The sequence below is a fragment of the Marinomonas spartinae genome, assembly GCF_900089775.1.
GTDB classification, from domain to species: domain Bacteria; phylum Pseudomonadota; class Gammaproteobacteria; order Pseudomonadales; family Marinomonadaceae; genus Marinomonas; species Marinomonas spartinae.
The window spans coordinates 22,789-40,554 of record NZ_FLOB01000013.1 but is presented as its reverse complement, the minus strand read 5'-3'; the positions used below and the strand labels follow the sequence as shown (position 1 = coordinate 40,554).

Annotated in this window: 17 protein-coding genes; 5 read left to right on the top strand and 12 right to left on the bottom strand. The window is 45.9% G+C overall.

What is annotated here, in order from left to right:
• Positions 1 to 65 precede the first annotated feature (65 nt).
• Positions 66 to 914 (top strand): NAD(+) diphosphatase, encoded by an 849-nt coding sequence (gene nudC / locus MSP8886_RS18390; RefSeq protein WP_067019325.1) that lies wholly within the window; start codon positions 66 to 68, stop codon positions 912 to 914.
• Between the two features lie 111 nt (positions 915 to 1,025).
• Positions 1,026 to 1,937 (top strand): glutaminase B, encoded by a 912-nt coding sequence (gene glsB, locus MSP8886_RS18385; RefSeq protein WP_067019492.1) that lies wholly within the window; start codon positions 1,026 to 1,028, stop codon positions 1,935 to 1,937.
• 82 nt (positions 1,938 to 2,019) lie between these two features.
• Here the strand turns inward: glsB and ppnN are convergent, their stop codons facing one another.
• The 3 genes from ppnN to MSP8886_RS18370 form a co-directional block, all read right to left on the bottom strand.
• On the bottom strand, positions 2,020 to 3,393 hold the full coding sequence (gene ppnN / locus MSP8886_RS18380; RefSeq protein ID WP_067019323.1) for a nucleotide 5'-monophosphate nucleosidase PpnN: 1,374 nt from the start codon (positions 3,391 to 3,393) through the stop codon (positions 2,020 to 2,022).
• A 118-nt stretch (positions 3,394 to 3,511) separates the two neighbouring features.
• Positions 3,512 to 4,633, bottom strand: coding sequence for a cell division protein ZapE (gene zapE, locus MSP8886_RS18375; protein WP_067019321.1), 1,122 nt, complete (start codon positions 4,631 to 4,633; stop codon positions 3,512 to 3,514).
• Positions 4,634 to 4,775: 142 nt separating this feature from the next.
• Entirely contained in the window at positions 4,776 to 5,441 is a 666-nt protein-coding gene (locus MSP8886_RS18370) for a glutathione S-transferase (protein WP_067019318.1), read from the bottom strand.
• Positions 5,442 to 5,674: 233 nt separating this feature from the next.
• Here MSP8886_RS18370 and MSP8886_RS18365 point away from each other — a divergent pair, with 233 nt between their 5' ends.
• Positions 5,675 to 6,655: an N-acetylmuramoyl-L-alanine amidase-like domain-containing protein gene (locus tag MSP8886_RS18365; protein WP_083201034.1), complete on the top strand. Its 981-nt coding sequence runs from the start codon at positions 5,675 to 5,677 to the stop codon at positions 6,653 to 6,655.
• A gap of 102 nt (positions 6,656 to 6,757) precedes the next feature.
• Here the strand turns inward: MSP8886_RS18365 and MSP8886_RS18360 are convergent, their stop codons facing one another.
• The 5 genes from MSP8886_RS18360 to MSP8886_RS18345 all read right to left on the bottom strand — a co-directional run bounded on the left by MSP8886_RS18360 (position 6,758) and on the right by MSP8886_RS18345 (position 10,797).
• Positions 6,758 to 7,660: a tripartite tricarboxylate transporter substrate binding protein gene (locus MSP8886_RS18360; protein ID WP_067019486.1), complete on the bottom strand. Its 903-nt coding sequence runs from the start codon at positions 7,658 to 7,660 to the stop codon at positions 6,758 to 6,760.
• Positions 7,661 to 7,850: 190 nt separating this feature from the next.
• Positions 7,851 to 8,516, bottom strand: coding sequence for an amidohydrolase family protein (locus tag MSP8886_RS22480; RefSeq protein ID WP_217491368.1), 666 nt, complete (start codon positions 8,514 to 8,516; stop codon positions 7,851 to 7,853).
• Entirely contained in the window at positions 8,458 to 8,898 is a 441-nt protein-coding gene (locus MSP8886_RS22475) for a hypothetical protein (protein ID WP_217491155.1), read from the bottom strand. Before MSP8886_RS22475 ends, MSP8886_RS22480 begins: the two co-directional genes overlap by 59 nt.
• Before the next feature lie 53 nt (positions 8,899 to 8,951).
• On the bottom strand, positions 8,952 to 9,740 hold the full coding sequence (locus tag MSP8886_RS18350; protein ID WP_217491367.1) for an amidohydrolase family protein: 789 nt from the start codon (positions 9,738 to 9,740) through the stop codon (positions 8,952 to 8,954).
• Between the two features lies 1 nt (position 9,741).
• Complete coding sequence (locus tag MSP8886_RS18345; RefSeq protein WP_217491366.1) at positions 9,742 to 10,797, bottom strand: tripartite tricarboxylate transporter permease; 1,056 nt, start codon at positions 10,795 to 10,797, stop codon at positions 9,742 to 9,744.
• 3 nt (positions 10,798 to 10,800) lie between these two features.
• Here MSP8886_RS18345 and MSP8886_RS18340 point away from each other — a divergent pair, with 3 nt between their 5' ends.
• On the top strand, positions 10,801 to 11,199 hold the full coding sequence (locus MSP8886_RS18340) for a LysR substrate-binding domain-containing protein (RefSeq protein WP_083201032.1): 399 nt from the start codon (positions 10,801 to 10,803) through the stop codon (positions 11,197 to 11,199).
• 71 nt (positions 11,200 to 11,270) lie between these two features.
• Here MSP8886_RS18340 and MSP8886_RS18335 read toward each other — a convergent pair whose 3' ends face one another.
• Complete coding sequence (locus tag MSP8886_RS18335) at positions 11,271 to 11,894, bottom strand: SMP-30/gluconolactonase/LRE family protein (protein ID WP_083201031.1); 624 nt, start codon at positions 11,892 to 11,894, stop codon at positions 11,271 to 11,273.
• A gap of 490 nt (positions 11,895 to 12,384) precedes the next feature.
• Here MSP8886_RS18335 and MSP8886_RS18330 point away from each other — a divergent pair, with 490 nt between their 5' ends.
• On the top strand, positions 12,385 to 14,712 hold the full coding sequence (locus tag MSP8886_RS18330; RefSeq protein WP_067019309.1) for an FdhF/YdeP family oxidoreductase: 2,328 nt from the start codon (positions 12,385 to 12,387) through the stop codon (positions 14,710 to 14,712).
• Here the strand turns inward: MSP8886_RS18330 and MSP8886_RS18325 are convergent.
• The 3 genes from MSP8886_RS18325 to bufB all read right to left on the bottom strand — a co-directional run bounded on the left by MSP8886_RS18325 (position 14,706) and on the right by bufB (position 17,740).
• A complete protein-coding gene (locus MSP8886_RS18325) occupies positions 14,706 to 15,617 on the bottom strand; it encodes a LysR family transcriptional regulator (RefSeq protein ID WP_067019304.1) in 912 nt (303 codons plus the stop codon). The genes MSP8886_RS18330 and MSP8886_RS18325 overlap by 7 nt on opposite strands.
• Positions 15,618 to 15,875: 258 nt before the next feature.
• Entirely contained in the window at positions 15,876 to 16,772 is an 897-nt protein-coding gene (locus tag MSP8886_RS18320) for an HvfC/BufC N-terminal domain-containing protein (protein ID WP_067019301.1), read from the bottom strand.
• A complete protein-coding gene (gene bufB / locus MSP8886_RS18315) occupies positions 16,769 to 17,740 on the bottom strand; it encodes an MNIO family bufferin maturase (protein ID WP_067019298.1) in 972 nt (323 codons plus the stop codon). The genes MSP8886_RS18320 and bufB overlap by 4 nt, the downstream gene beginning before the upstream one ends.
• Between the last annotated feature and the right edge of the window lie 26 nt (positions 17,741 to 17,766).

Below are 17,766 nucleotides of genomic sequence, written 5' to 3'. Positions count from 1 at the left end.
CTTTAGTTGCGTCATTACGAACTTCGCGTTAGTTTAAAGTTTTCAGACGCAACTAGAGCTTTCTCATGTTAGAAATCGGTACCCATGCGCACCCTTCACCTCATCAAGATGCGCTGTATATTTTATTGTTTAAAAACCAAGTATTAATTGAACAAGACCATCAATTTTTAGTTCCTTTTGACCACTTCCAGCCTGATAGCAGCATGCGCGCCATCTATTGCGGACAATGGAATCCACAAGGCAATGATCAAAACCCAGAGAAGCAAGATGCAACTAATCAAGATGTCTTTGTATGTCGCTTTGAAAATCGCCCCAGAGGCTTTACGGAAATAGATCTACGCGAACTGCTGTTTATGCAGGATGAGGCCAACTATTTACTGTTAAGCCGCGCCCATCAACTATCTACTTGGGACAGAGATCATCAATTCTGTGGTCGCTGTGGCACCCCCATGAACAACAAGCACACGACGGAACACACTAAAATTTGCCCAAAGTGCAATCTCCGTCATTATCCCCGTATTTCCCCCTGTATTATTGTTTCGGTACGCAACGGCGAGCATCTGCTCCTAGCCCGTGGACCACACATGCCCAAAGACAAATTCAGTAATATCGCAGGATTTGTCGAGGCTGGCGAAACCTTAGAACAGGCTGTCGCCCGAGAAGTCCGAGAAGAAGTCGGCATTGAAGTCAACAATATACGCTATGTTGGCAGCCAGCCTTGGTCGTTTCCCCATCAAATGATGGTGGGCTTTTTTGCCGACTATGCTGGAGGCGAAATCTTCCCTGCCCCTGGCGAAATAGAAGAAGCGGCATGGTGGCACATAGATAGCCTCCCTAATATCCCAAGTTTGGTGACCATATCAGGGCAAATTATTACTCAACACGTGGCTCATATAAAAAACAGCGCCACCTAGCGGGCACGGATGCCTGCAAAACATTTTTTGAACAGTCATTCGGAACTAGAATTTTTATAACAACCCCCTATACTAGCTCGCCAACCAATCATCATCGCGAGCTTGTTTGTTTTGAATGAACTATTACAGACCATAGAAAACACCGTGCGGCCACTAATCGGCTCAGGAAAAGTTGCTGATTATATTCCGGCCTTAGCCAATGTGAACCCCAAGCAATTTGGTATCGTCGTCTACAGCAATGAAGGTGAATTATTTCAAGCAGGGCAAGCCAAAGTCGACTTTTCCATTCAGAGTATTTCCAAAGTCTTTAGTCTTACCCTTGCTATAAAACATTATGGCGAAGACATGTGGCAAAGAGTGGGGCGTGAGCCATCAGGACACCCATTTAACTCTCTCGTACAGCTGGAATACGAAAGTGGTGTGCCACGTAACCCTTTTATCAATGCAGGTGCGCTGGTGGTAAGCGATATGAATCAATCTCGCTTTGCCTCACCTCATTACGCCATGCGTGAATACATTCGCCGTCTGGCAGGGAATCCTAAACTCAAATCCGATAAAGTCGTTGCCGATTCAGAGTTTGAGTTTCGTTCACGCAACGCCTCCATGGCCTATTTAATGAAAGCATTTGGTAACTTTGAAAACGACGTGGAAGCGGTATTGCACAGCTACTTTGATAACTGTGCTATGCGTATGAACTGTGTTGATCTGGCAAAAGCGTTTAGCTTCTTAGCAAATAAAGGCTATTGCCATCACAGTGGAGAACAAGTCATTAGCGCCCGTGAAGCCAAGCAGGTAAACGGTCTCCTTGCCACCAGCGGTTTATACGATGAAGCAGGCAACTTTGCTTATCGCGTGGGATTACCTGGTAAAAGCGGCGTCGGTGGTGGCATTATTGCCATTGTACCGAATCGTTTTTCGGTATGCGTGTGGTCACCTGAGCTCAATAAATCCGGCAACTCTTTAGCAGGCATTGCTGCCCTCGAAGCCCTATCAGATCACATTGGCTGGTCTATTTTTGGCTAATCAACCAAAAAAGCACTGTCATTCCCCCATATAAATAAGAAAAGGGCCAGATGGCCCTTTTCTATTACTGCGTTGTCATCACTTAATTTGTGATGACTTTATAACAAGGAATGTATTCACTTCCTGGTAATTTCATCCGTTGCTGAGCAACAAACGCTTGCAGCAGCGCATCTAGCTTTTCGAGTATTTGTTTATCCCCATGAATATGAAAGGGCCCATGCTCCTTAATGTAAGCCACACCCTGTGCTTTCACGTTGCCAGCCACAATAGAGGAGAAGGCTCGACGCAAATCCGCTGCCAACAAGTGGGTTTCTTGATTAAAGTTTAAACTCAAACTCAGCATATTTTCATGCGTCGGTTCGAATGGATGCTGGAACTCTTCAGGAATATGCAACTTCCAATTGTAGTAAAACGCATCATGATGTGCTTTACGGTAATGGCGTACTTCTTCCAAGCCTTGTTTCATGGCACGCGCCACTTCAACCTCATCATCAATAATGATACGGTATTTGTTTTGCGCAGCCGCCCCTAATACATCACCAATAAAGGCATGAATTTGTTCGAAATAGTTGGCACTTTCTTTGGGCCCAGTAAATACCAATGGGAAGGGGACATCCGCATTTTTAGGATGTAATAAAATCCCCAAAATATACAGAATTTCTTCCGCTGTTCCTGCTCCACCTGGAAAGACGACAATGCCGTGCCCCGTGCGAACGAACGCTTCTAAGCGTTTTTCAATGTCGGGCATAATCACTAACTGATTAACTATCGGATTAGGAGATTCAGCGGCAATAATGCCAGGTTCAGTGAGTCCAAGATAAACACCATTGCGAATACGTTGCTTAGAGTGAGCTATCGCCGCCCCCTTCATTGGGCCTTTCATTGCACCAGGACCACAACCCGTACAAATATTTAGCTCTCTTAAGCCAAGCTCATGGCCGACACGTTTGGTGTAATCGTATTCATGACGCGCAATTGAGTGCCCCCCCCAACAGACCACCATATCTGGGCTTTGAATACGACGAAACACATTGGCATTACGTAACAATTCAAATACAACGTTAGTAATCTTGTCCGAGCTCGCATTTTCAAGATTGCGCGCCAAATTGTATTCATGATAGGTAAAAATAATGTCACGCAATACACTAAACAGCATTTCTCGAACACTGCTGATCATCTTACCATCAACAAATGCACTACCTGGCGCATTCTTTAATTCCAGCTTAACACCACGTTCCTGTTGAATAATGTTAATTTCAAAATCATTGAATTCCTTCATCACGGCTTCGGCATCGTCGGTATCACTACCACAGTTCATAATGGCCAAAGCGCAACGACGAAACAGTTCATGAAGCGAACCGGAATCTTCTGACATGCGAGAGATCTCATCTTGCGATAACATCTCCAATGCTCCTTTGGGAGCCACTAATGCATCTACGCGATCTTCATACTGCATGATCGCCCTCCTTAATTATTGGTATTGTTGTCATAATCGCTATGTTGTTGTCTTAATAGTTATATTGGTCACTGATGCGCACTTTATCAAGCACAAACAATAAACTAACCATTCACCATCAGTGTGAAGAGCTACGTAACGACTGATAATATAAAGATTGCATTTCAATTAAGCGACTGTAGGTTCGACGAAACTCAAACAATAACGAACCGTTTTGATATAAGCGATCAAGCGGCAAAGCCGCACTTAAATACAGCACTACATGATGGTCATAACATTCATCCACAAGACTAATAAAGCGCCGTACCGCATCGTCATTGATCCCATAGGACACCACTCGCTCACCTGTCACGCCAGAACCCAACGCACTGTCTTCCGTCCCCCGCGCTTTAATATGCTCATAAGGCTCACTGCTCAAAGGGGAAATGCCTGACACCATCATAATAGGAAAGAGAGTGGCCAGCTCGATATAATCCAGCGAAGAGCGGGGTCCATCACATAAATCAAAAAAATCAAACCACGCCACATTCTGAGAAGCCTTCATAACCGGAATCTGGCGATGGCACACTGTCAAAGGCTCCACCGTGATTGCCCCCTTGGATAAAGTGAAGAACGCCAACTCTAACGCACTGGTATCTTGCACAAAATACACGGGATCAATGCCCTTATGACGTAATCTGTGGTCTTCTTTTCCATTGAGGTTAACGCTTTGAAGTTGACTATTCAGTCTTTTGACAACTGGCTCAAAGCGCGCCGAATCCAGTAAGGTATCGAATAAATGATCAATGGCAATATTCGACGTGGCCACCAACACCACACCCTCTTCAAACAGAGCATCCACCAAACCACTCAGCAGCATGGCATCGCCCACATCAGACACAAAGAACTCATCAAAACACAACACTTTGCATTCGTTCGCGAGCCTTTTCGCAATGCCTTTTAGCGGATTCGCCTGCCCTGAAGCAAGATTCAATTCACGATGTAAACGCGACATAAAATGGTGAAAGTGCAGACGTAGCCCAACCCCCTCAGGCAGGCAATCGAAAAACAAATCCATCAAAAAGGTTTTGCCACGCCCCACGTCCCCCCACATATAAACGCCTTTAGGGAAAGACTGGGAAGCGCAGGTGAGTTGTTGAAACAAGGCTTCAAGTAACATAAGCGCTTGACGCTGATTTGCATCGTCGACAAAGCCCTGCTGCCTTAAACGCGCTTTATATGATGAGAAAGGTGAAACCATTAAAACTGTCGCTACTCATTAAAATATCCCATCATTTTCCTTTAGAAATCGATATGGGTTCAAGCCCCCCATCACCTAGTCATTCCTTTGAACCTTTGGAGCGACTACACAACAATCTCTAAGGCTGTATTTTTTGCCCAAACTACAAAGTGGTGAAGGCTCCACCCTTTTTAAGGGCCGCTTGGTAGCTTGCTTCCCCTTTCACCCGCTCAATAAAAGCGGCAATATTGGGGTAAGCGGATAAGTCGGTTCGCGTACTCGCAGCCAGAAGAGGAAAACTCATTTGAATATCGGCGGCACTCAAAGAGTCTCCCGTAAACCAAATACGATCAGACAGGGTCTGCTCGATAAAATCCAACTGATCTTTAAGGCGAGGAGAGATAAAGTTCTCCTGAACCTTACCACTTATTCCTTTGGCAACAGGTTTTACAAAAAAAGGCATCGGACTTTTGGGAATCTTCATCATCACTAACTTCATCACCAACAAAGGCATCAACGACCCTTCAGCGAAATGGAGCCAGTAACGGTAATCTAACAAGGCTTGCCCTTCAGTTGGCCTTAGGCGAGATTCTCTGTCATAACGATCCAGCAGATACTCAATAATCGCCCCTGACTCCGCCACAGTAAGCCCCTTATCGGTAATCACAGGGGACTTCCCTAATGGATGAATTTTTTTAAGCGCTTCAGGTGCTGCAGAGGTTTCCGGATCGCGCTTATACTCAATCACGTCATAATCTAACTTCAATTCCTCAAGCAACCATACGATGCGCTGTGAACGAGAGTTTTCCAAATGATGAACCGTTATCATGCAATCCCCTTCTTCCATTAAAAGATAAAGCCTACAACAATACTAAGCGAATTACATATTATACGAAGCAAAAATAGAAAACAGATGAATTACCAAAAAGAAAAATAGTTAATATCAGATCGATCTACCGCTGCCATAAGACAAAGTGTAAATCTTTCCAACATTCGAACACTTTGCGTTATCGTTGTCGCTCTCACCATTGACGGACACACTGATAGGACTGCACGCGGCACATGAAAAAAAGCCTCCTCTACATACTAATAGCGCTGACTAGTATCAACTCAGCTCTGGCTCAAGCCCATTCCAACAACAGCGAAACACAAAGATACCACCCAACCACACACCAACCTCACCAAGAAAAGTCCTTTTTTCAAGCGGTTGATAAACACTACCGTTCACAGACAAAACGCATTAACGCCATCAGTGCCAGCTTGCTGGGGTTACCTTATGTGGACAATGACACAGGTAAAGACAAAACCGTCAAACAAACGGGTAATCCTTTGTACCGCTTTAGCTCTTTCGACTGCATGACCTATGTAGAAGCCGTACTGGCTGGCGTGATGTCTCATTCCAAACAATCGTTCGGACCAAAGTTAGTTGATATCCGTTATAAACATGGAAAAGTGTCTTTTATTACCCGCAATCATTTCCCCAGCGCAGACTGGTTTCCCAATAACAAGGGGAAGTTAGTCGAAGCAACTTATCGAGTCAGTGGCAAAGCCACCAAAATTGCCAGTGCCCTCATCAATAAACGTGCTTGGTATCATCATTTTACACTGGATAATATTCAAGATGGCGACCTTGACATCACACAACGGCAACACTTGTTGGCGAAATTGCGGCGAGACAGCAATAAAATGCCAACTAAAATGGTCCACCTGCCTTATGTGCCTTTAACGGACTTGTTCGTTAAAACCGCGCCACACCATATCAAGGTGAACACGGCTTTGTTAAAACGCATCCCCGATGGCAGTATTATCAGTATGGTCAGACCAAACTGGCCCATTAAAGACCGCATTGGCACCAATATGAATGTTTCCCATATGGGCTTTGCCATTCGCAAACAGGGTCAACTTTACTTCCGCGAAGCCAGCGAGATAAAGGGAAAAATAGTGGATGTAAACTTTGTGCAGTATCTTTATTACTATTACCGAGAAAGTAAGACATTAAAAGGCTTTAATGTTCATGTGCTGGCGCCTAAATACCACGTCTAGCACGCTCTCTAACGGTTTTGTGTTGCCGTCCCTGTTTAGGAAATTGCCCTTCTCTAAACAGGGATTGCTCTCTTATCTATTACACATAAAGCATTCTGGTGACTACTTCTTCCAAGGTGTGTCCTTCCAGATTTGGCCCGCAATCTTGTTTTGCTGCGTTGCTAAATTCTCATAAGCCTGACCGCTTGAATACACCAATGGTGTGCCGCGTTCCGCCATATCCTTACGGAAGCTAGGAGCCTTGGCCATCTTATCCAACGCTTTTTGCAATTTCACACGGATAGCTTCTGGCAAATTAGCCGGTGCAACAAGGCCTCGGTAAGAGCCCATTACTATATTCAAACCCAGCTCTTTAGCGGTCGGGATGTTAGGCGCTTGCGGTAATCGCTTATCAGACAAAACAGCTAAAATGCGTAATTGATCTTGGAAGCCCACTACCTGGCTAAATGACATTGTCCCCATATCCACATGCCCACCTATAATAGAGGTTCGCGCCATTGCGCCCCCTTTAAAAGGCACATGAATCAGTTTTACATGAGCGGCATTTTCAAATTGAATGGCAGAAAAGTGATCATTACCGCCTAAGGATGACAAACCAACGGTCATAGTGCCGTGTTTATCTTTTGCGACTTTAATCAGTTGTTTGACCGATGTGATGCCAGAGTCTTTTCTCACGACGAGCGTATTAGGATCAGAAACAAAGTTAGCGAGCCAAGTGAAGCTTTTCTCATTGTAATGAGCTACTCGATCATAGGTTAATGCTAACGCCGCAGGTAAATTCATAGTACCTAGGGTATAGCCATCCGGATCAGCCGTCGCCACTTTGGTAAAACCAATTTGCCCCCCTGCACCCGGATAATTTTTCACAATAACCGACGCCCCCTTCCCTAAAAATGGCTCTAAATGTGACGCAATCGTTCGTGCCATCACATCGGTACCACCACCAGCGGAATAGCCAACGATAATTTCAATTGGCTTTTGTGGATAATCTTCCGCAGACGCCATTTGTGAATGGCCAAGTACTTGAAACCACAAGCAACGACGTGAACACAACTCTTAGTAATTTTTTCATGACTCACCTTTTATAGTTATTGTTTATGTGACTAACAATATCGAGCACTAGACGGTTAGCGCTCAGATAAATGATTGAAAATTCGACTCGTTTAACGCTTTAACCCAAGGATATTTGATAAACTCACAGCGCATTTTGGCTAAAAACCTTTCTCCTCTTTTCGTCTGACCAAGACGCACTCACTCGGTAAAATGCATTCCAAATAACTGCATACGAAAAACTGCCTTTATCCACAGGAAAGTTACTTTCAAACAAGCAACGTGAGTGACCAAACAAATCAATGCAAGTATCGATATAAGGTTGAATGGTATGGGCGAGAGCCAGTGATGTCGGCGGCAACGTTTGCTCAGAGAATCCCAACCCCATAATGGGCATGCCAAATCCACCTAGCTTGATGACCACATTTGGGCATTGCGCTAGATGAAATAAACGGTCTTGCCATGCTTGAAAATGAAGAGAACGCTTTTGTGCGTACGGACCCACCCCTAAAGACCCACCAGCATGGTTAACCACCAGCTGCAAATCAGGAATTAACGTGGCAAGCGCCGTAACGTCTTCCAACTGAGATTGGTACACCCAAAGATCTAAAACGAGGTTACGTTTCGACAGTTCACGAGCGCCTTCTATAAAAGCCTTGCTTAAAATCAAACCTTCAGGCGCAGGGACTGGATTGGAACGAACAGCGGGATCAGGGTGTGCCGCCACGGGTGTACGTACCCCTTTGAATAACTTACCACCCGCTGCCATCATGGCATCCAATACGGGAGCAACGTCTCGGCCTAGTAACAAGTCCGCCCCCCCCCACGATGGCCGCTGCTACCCGTGTTGTTCCATAGCAACCACTGCGTGCTTGTGCGGCAATACCACGCACAAACTCCACTTCACCAATGGGTTGTTCCGATGTCGGCCCATCGGCTCGATACATACTGCGACATTGAACAAACACTGACGCCACCACATTGTGCCCACTTTCACCTATGTCATCGGCGTACTCTTCCAGCAAATAGCGAAACCCTGCTCGGTCCCATAAATGATGATGGGCATCGACAATAGGCATGCCTTCTGTGAGTGCAGGTTCATTTACCAAATTAAGCCAATCCTTGAGAGGCTGCGGATTAGGCGATTCGACTTGTAGGGGCTGACGCCAAGGTTTTTCAGATTCAGTTGACATTAATCACCTCTTCCCTTCTCGTGTCACAGCAATGACGGCTCAAAACCTAAAGGTTAAAACCGATACAACCTCTCTGGGTTATCACTTAAGCAAGCTAAAAACTGTTCCTGTGTCAGCGCTCGTGTCATAAAATCCAGCATATCGCTTGTCTTTGGCAAAGGCTCAGCCGTCATGACATGAGGCCAATCACTCCCCCAAAGACAACGTTCTGTATATTGACTGGCAAGCGTTTCTACTAAGCCAAAAAGGTCTTGATATTGGCCCACTTGCTTACTGACTCTCGTAGGGGCCAGTTTTACCCAGATGCGACCACTGTCCAACAAGCGGCACAGCCCCTCAATATCGGAAGTGCTATTTGGGTCACAATGCCCAAAATGGTCCAATACCAACTGTTGCCCCTGAGGTAATCCCTTTAGAAGCGCTTGCAGACGCGAGTATCGAGCCGGCTCGGTATTGAGTTCCACATGCCAATCGACTTCAGCCGCGCGGTTCGCCAATTGAGGAAGACGCTCTAAATCATTCAGTCCCAGGCGCGTTCTGTCTTGAATACGCAACGCACGAACACCGGCTTTGGCTAAGCTTTCTAAATCCTGAGTCTGCTCATCAATCATGGCCACCCCGCGCAGCTCAATGGCCTGTTGCGCGGTTAATGTGTCAACCAACCGAGAATTATCCACCCCATCCACAGACGCTTGAATGATCACCGCTCGCCCAATTTTGCCTAAACTCGCTTCCTCTAAATAATCATTTAGATCTTTCGCTGGCGGCACGTAACTTGCCCCCGTAGGCACAACTGAACGACTGAAAACGTGCATATGACTATCGCATAGAATCGGTTTCACACTATTTGCTCCCTGTCTTTGGACGACGTTTTACGAGATCGTACGCAATACTGGCAACGACACACAAAATCGTGATCACGATAAAGGTCATTGCAATCGAGGAATGGAAGAAAATCCCCACACTGCCATTACTGGTTAACAACGCCTGACGTAAGCTTTGCTCAAGGGGCTTGCCCAATATCAAACCGATCAATAAAGGCGGTAAGGGAAAACCACTACGACGCAATAAAAATCCGACAAAGCCCGCTCCCAACATCACCCACACATCGGTCAAACTGTTGTTCACAGAAAAGGCCCCCAGTAACGCCAGTATGATCACGGTTGGGAACAAATGACGTGGCTGAATGCGAATAACGTGTACCGCCACTTTAAACAGTAATAAACCGAATAAAATGGTAGGGATAGAAGATAAAATTAAGGCTTCAAATATGGCATACACTTCGACGCCATAGTCACGGAACAAAAATGGCCCTGGCGCCAGACCTTGTAACATAAAAGCCCCAAGAATCACCGCCGTCACCGCATCCCCTGGAATGCCTAATGCTAAAGTAGGGATCAATGCACCGCCCGTCACCGCGTTATTCGCCGCCTCTTGTGCCGCCACGCCTTCATCCGCGCCATGACCAAAGGTCTCAGGCTTACGAGAACGAGAACGTGCCAAGCTATAACTCATAAACGCCGGCACAGTGGAACCGATACCAGGTAGAATGCCCACGAACGTACCAATCAACGACGACCATAATAAGGTGACACGCATACGCCACATGTCTACGAAACCCAGCTTGCTTGGTAATAACTCGGGAATCTCAGCCTTCTGCGCATCGGAATGTTTACTCTTAAAAAGCTGTAAAAACACTTCCGACATGGCAAACAAACCGACCAAAACAGGGATCAGCTGCAAACCGTTTTCCATGGCGAAACTACCAAACGTGAAGCGAGGAGTACCTTCTATGGGATCCAAACCAATAATGCCAGCAAAAATCCCCAATAACGCCATGATCGCGGCATCCAAACGTACACCACCGCCGAATAAAACGATGACTGTCAGAGCGAACACCAGATTTTTGACGAAGCCATCAGCTTAAAAAAACTGCTCGACTATAAATGGGTTCTTGCGCCCACTTCCGTCGTCAGTAGACAATGGCTAGATCGAGCGTTTGAACTACAAGGTTTGACCAAACCCGATGTACAAATTGAAACCAACTTACTACTTATGATCCCTTCCATGATCATGCAAACAGAGTTGCTAAGCTTTATTTCGCGACGCAACCTAGAAACAGATAATGCGCAATCTGCCAGCAAACAGCTAAAAGAAGTGCCCGTTGAAGAGTTCAGAATGAAGCGACATTACAATGTCATTAATGTTAAAAAGGGCTATTTGCCCCCTGTCGCCAAACGTTTACGCGAAATTCTGATCAAAGAAGGACGTAATATTTTTGAGAGTGGAAAAACAAACTAAAGCGGTAAGTAACAAAAACTAGGCCCTTTCTCCCTTAAAAGAGCCTGACCGAATTATCGTTTTGTACTCACTTAGCCTTGATAGCCTGAGTACATAGGATGCCCACTGATGCCTAACGCGTCATCGAACGTGACTTTTAGAATGCTTCCTGTGTCCGATTCGGTAATAAAGAGCGTGCGTAACCCTTCGCCGCCAAAAGCACAGTTAGTGGTGCCCAAGCCTTTGGGAGAACGGATCACCGCAATCGGTTGGCCAAGTGCGTCGTATACCCAGACTAAGCCCATGCCTGTTTGACAGACAACAACGCCATTTTGCGCCGTCAGTGCCAGGCCATCTGGACCAGCGCGACCACCATTGTATTGTAAGAAAAGCCCTGCCTTATTCACGCGACCACTTTGTGACAATGGCAAGCGCCACACGGCATTGGCGCGAGTCACTACGAGATAAAGCACATGACTGTTTACATCCAGCACCAAGCCATTTGGACTGGGTACCTTATCTATCAGGCAAGTTAGCACGCCACTGTCTGGCTGCCAGCGGTAAACACGTCCGGTTGGATCTTGTAGACCCGTTTGCCCTTGATCGGTGAAATACAAAGCACCGTCCGGTCCAAAATGCAGATCATTACAGCCTTTGAAACCTTCCGAGTCGCAATCTTTCAATGCCGCTTCAACTTGGCCCGTTTGCGGATCCATCGTAAGCGTTCATTCTACGCCGTTATTTCATCCCATCTTTTCGCACTCTAAACTGGACTCCGTTTTCATCTCATAACCGATAACGGAGTCCAACCCATGACCAAACCCTATGCCCGTCGTTCTTCCTCTGAATGGCAACAAATCATTGACGATTCGTTGTGGCACTTTATCCCACTATTGTGTAGCCCATCGTAACGTCCTATTTTCAAAAAACTTAGTACTATATCTAAGCTATCCGTTATTTCAATCAATTGAAATATATAGATTTTATTTGATAGATATCGCTTATCGATTGGTTGTTAATATCGATTGGAACCTGTTATAAGAATACGTTATCTTTCTCCCAAAGACGATTTTTGTGCACCTTTTTTTCAGCGCCTTTTCTTCATTTCTCCTGTCCACCAATCACTCGGTTTCATTAAAAATGATGGTTTGCTCATTGCGCTGCACAGAGATTGTCTAATGAATCAAGCATCTTCTGGAGTTAAGCATGAGTAACAGCGACAACATTAAAGAATACTCAGGCCCCGCAGCGGGTTGGGGAGCGTTAAAAGGCGTTACCAAAGCTTGGGTGAGCAGCAAAAAGCCGATTAAAAATCTCAGAGCCATGCTGAAAACCAATCAAAATCATGGTTTTGATTGCCCAGGGTGTGCTTGGGGGGACGTACCAGAAAACCACATGGTGAAATTCTGTGAAAACGGCGCCAAGGCAGTTAACTGGGAATCCACAGGCCGCTTAGTGACACCTGAGTTTTTTGCTAAGCATTCTGTCGCTGATCTTCTTAAGCAAAGTGATTATTGGCTTGAATATCAAGGCCGTATCACGCATCCAATGCGTTACAATGCGCAAACCGATCATTATGTTGTCGTGAGTTGGGACGACGCTTTTGAGTTGGTTGCGAAACATCTAAACGACCTAGAATCACCAAACCAAGCGGAGTTTTATACTTCTGGCCGCGCATCCAACGAAGCCGCTTATATTTACCAGCTATTTGTTCGCGCGTTTGGCACCAATAACTTCCCTGACTGTTCTAACATGTGCCACGAAGCCAGCGGTCAAGGCATGAGTTCAACCATTGGGGTGGGCAAAGGTACCGTGGTATTTGATGATTTTGCCAAGGCCGATGCTATCTTTGTGATAGGACAAAACCCCGGAACCAATCATCCGCGCATGTTGGAACCCCTTCGTGAAGCGGTAGAACGAGGCGCACAAGTGGTGTGTTTTAACCCTCTTAAAGAACGTGGACTGGAGCGTTTTCAGCATCCACAACGCCCTTTTGAAATGCTAAGCAATGGCGCCGAGCCAACCAATACCGCCTATTTCCGACCTGCACTAGGAGGCGATATGGCCGCCATGCGAGGTATTGCGAAGTTCTTATTGCAATGGGAAAGAGAGGCACAAGCGGCTGGCAAAGCCCCCATTTTTGATCATGATTTCCTGCAGCAACATACCACGGGGTTGGATGCCTACCTTACAGAGGTTGATGCCACCTCTTGGGCGCATATTGTTGAACAGTCTGGATTGAGTATTAACGACATACAGCTCGCTGCTGATATGTATGTCCGCGCTGAACGCGTGATTATGTGTTGGGCAATGGGCGTTACTCAGCACAAGCATTCCGTTCCGACGGTTCAAGAAATCGTTAACCTGCAATTATTGCGTGGCAATGTGGGCAAGCCTGGGGCTGGGTTATCCCCTGTTCGAGGCCACAGTAATGTTCAAGGTGACCGTACCATGGGCATCGATGAGCAACCACCAGAGTGGTTTTTAGACGCTATTGAGCAACGCTTTCAATTTAAGGTGCCCCGTCAGCACGGTCATAATGCGGTTCAGGCGATTCAAGCCATGGAAGAAAAGCGTGCTAAGGTCTTTATTGGCCTTGGTGGAAACTTTGCCCAAGCGACGCCCGATTCTCATCGAACCCATGCGGCCATGAAAAACTGCGATCTTACCGTTCAAATCAGTACCAAGCTCAATCGTTCCCATTTAATTACGGGCAAGGATGCATTGATTCTCCCATGTTTAGGTCGTACCGAGATTGACCGTCAAGCAGAAGGGCAACAAGGCATTACCGTTGAAGACACTTTTTCTATGGTGCATATCTCTTTTGGTCAACTAAAACCTTGCTCAAAAGAACTGCGTTCTGAACCCGCTATTTTAGCGGGGATGGCAAAGGCCACTTTAGGAAACCATCCCGTCGATTGGGAGGATCTGATCGCCGATTACAGCCGAATTCGCGACCTTATCGCAGACACCATTCCAGGTTTTGCAGACTTCAATAAAAATCTGCAAAAACCTGGCGGCTTTTATTTAGGCAATGCCGCAGCAACGCGTCAGTGGCGTACGCCAACAGGAAAAGCACAATTTGCCGCCGCCCCATTGCCAAAACAACTGATAAACCAAACCGTAACGGACAAAGGGGAAAAGCCAGACCTTATATTGCAAACACTGCGCTCTCATGATCAATACAACACGACTTTATACGGACTTGATGATCGTTATCGTGGCGTCTTTGGTATGCGAGAGGTACTGTTTGTGAATGCTGAAGAAATTCGTCGCTTAGGTTTTCAGTCCGGCGATAAAGTCGACATGATTTCTCTTTGGGAAGACGGAGTAGAACGCAAAGTAAAAGGCTTTGAATTGGTGGCATACGACATGCCAACCGGCCAAGCAGCGGCCTACTACCCAGAAACCAACCCATTGGTTCCGCTTGAAAGCTATGGGGATGGTACCTTTACGCCGACGTCAAAATTTATTGCCATTAAACTACAGAAGTCTGAGCCAGATAACCTAATTGCCTCATACAAAAGTCATTGAGAGTCGTGATCAAGTAGAGGTTGCTGGGTAAAGAGTTCCGTCGCCTCTTTAAAACACTGTTCTGCAAGGGCGGATCTTGGCACGGATTTGCGAATAATCAGCCCGATTTGTGAAGGCGAAAGGCCATTTTTTATGGGCTTTAATTTAAGATTGTCACTTAACGCTTCAATGCCTTCTTCCATGGGCATAATTGTGCAACATAATCCGGATGCTACCGCCTGAATAAGATGGTAACTGGAGTCGCTCTCAAGAATCACATTGGGCGTTAAGTGCAGGTTGCGTAAGATATGGGTAATGGATTGACGAAAGCTCATTGTCGCATCCAGAAGACCCAGCGGCTTTTCTATCACCTCTTCCCATTCAACCTCTTCATTGTCAAATTGAAAAAACTCACCGGAATACATAAGGCCCATTTGGGTGATGCCAAGATCAATGATATCGAACTGCCCTTGATCCACTTCATCAATATAACAAATACCGAGATCCAATTGATTGCGCATCAGCTGATCGATGATTGCCTCTGAACTAAGCGATGAGAGCGAATAGGTCAGTTCTGGATAACGCTGAGACAAAGGCTTTAGCAAACGAGTGGGATCAAAACAGGAAAGAGGCACCATACCAATGGATAAATTACCAACCAATTTCCCTCGACAATTTGCGGCTTCTGCCAATAAACCATCGTGTGTGGCTAACAGTGTTTTTGCCCAAGCCAGAATGCGCAAACCTGGCTCTGAAAAACCTTCAAATCGGTGGCCTCGAACCACCAACTCCAGCCCCAACTCTTCCTCTAAATTACTGATTCTCATGGATAAGGTTGGCTGTGTGACATGACAAAGCTCAGCCGCTTTCCCAAAGTGTCTGGTTTGCTCAAGGGCTAATAAAAACTTCAGTTGCTTAATGTCCATGCGTCCGCTCTACTGGGATTGGATAGGTGTCGTCACTATTTGACCATAGTAACGTAAAAATTGGATGTTATTGGTTTATTTTGCCACTTAATAGCATCATTGATTTTGACTTTCTTAAGATATCTTGGATTTCTTGCCTCCTCTGGCATATTGCTGTGTGAACAATATGCCTTTATGACGTTTATGCCACCTTGTCGTACAAAAACAGCCCTCGCATAGAAAGCCTAGATTTAAGCATTTTTAATTGAAATCAATAGTTTAGACCCTATTAACACTCACTTGGTTACGTCGTATGGCTTCCGGTAACCAAAGGTTTAAGCGCATAAGCAATTCGTGTTCAGGAATGCCACATAGGCTGGCAATGGCGGCCCAATTTACCTCGCCTGTCGTCTGAAAAGCTTTGATAATAGATGCCTGCCAAGATTCAAGGCGCACAATATTAACGCGATAGTGCTCACGAAATACCAATAGCGCTTGGGATTTTAACGCTGGTTTGTCTGGCTTGCTTCGCTTACCTTCTGGGCTAGCACCATCATCACTATTGTCTTGCTGTGCAAGATAGCTTTCGACTTGTTGTAGATAAGTCAGTAGATCAAAGTCTACCTCGACCAGTTGGCTGGTTTCAGGCAGGGAAAGATTGGGCCAAGTCATAATCTGAAACCCTAGCCCTCCTACAGCCAAATCTTCTTGGCCCTGTGCTCGAATACTTGTGGCTTGGGCACGTTCCAGCTGGGCTAACTGCTCTGGCAATGCCAAATAGAGAGCCATTTGTTCTGGCATATTGGCTTGCTCTGGCGTTGGACGTGTGTCCCTTAAAAAAGCGGCGAAGTGTGCGCCAAGTTCGTAAAGGCTATAGTGCCGCGACGGCATTTGTTGCAAATAGCCCAACGCAAACATTCGAAACACATCATCTCCTAGATAAACATGCAACGCGGGGAATTCCACTTGCATGCATTCTAGTAAACGCAAGCGATAGCCCGTTTGATACACGCTTAAACGTTCTTCCACTGGAAAGGTTTGTGAACCGTTAATCCACTGTGAGGAATTCACGTCAGGTCGTCCCTGTAAGATTTGTCGAAACAACCATTGCTGCTGTTGTTGCAAAGTGGCCTGGGCTGACTGTAGAGCCTCTTTGGCTTTATGATTCTTGGTCATTTCACGGCCTCACGGTTTACAACATCAAGGTGAGATCGCTCAAGATGAGCAGCAATAGAAGTCGATAGAGCATCACTGTCTTGTGTACAGACCCGTTGCGGTATTCGGCCTTGTAACGCTTCTTTCGCCAGATTTAATTCTGCAACTAACTCTGGGAACGAAGGAATATTAGCATCCCATTCAAGTAAGGTCGTGACGTGGTTACCACGCGCTTTGATAAACGCCTCATACAATTGCCAAACCGGTGTTGGAATAGGCTGATCATGGGTATCAATCATATGTGTGCCGCAGTCTGATGGCCCTGCTAAATGGCATTGAACCACTGACTGTAATGGGATTCCAGCTAGGTATTCATAAGGATCAAAGCCAAGGTTAAAGCCACTAACGTAGATATTATTCAAGTCCAACAGGAGCTGACATCCCGTTTGCTTAACGAGCTCTGACAAGAAATCCCATTCGCTATAATCGTTCTCGGCAAACTCAAGATAGCTACTTGGGTTCTCCAATACCATGGGCCGCTCTAGTATCTCTTGTACTTGATGAACCTTGTGTGCCACCTGCTCAAGACTTTCATGGGTTAGGGGCATGGGTAATAAATCATGGGTGTTCACTCCCATGATTCCAGTCCAACATAAATGATCGGAAATCCACTCTGGTTGTAGCGCTTGGGACAAGGCTTTCACCTTATTTAAATAATCGAGATTCAGTGGATCCGTTGAGCCAATCGATAAAGATACTCCATGTAGCACAATCGGGTAATGTTCACGCAGCTTAAACAACAATTGCCGAGCATAACCGCCATGATCCAGTATGTTTTCCGTAATGGCTTCAAAAAAATCAACTCCCGTCTGCGCTGGTAATAGGTTCCGTTCTAACCAAGTAAAATGACATGAACGTAACCCCACTCCATAACCCAACGACTCTTGAGTAGCGACATTATCAAACGCGACTCCCTCTCCATTGGTCATATAACACCTCCACACTATAACCTCGC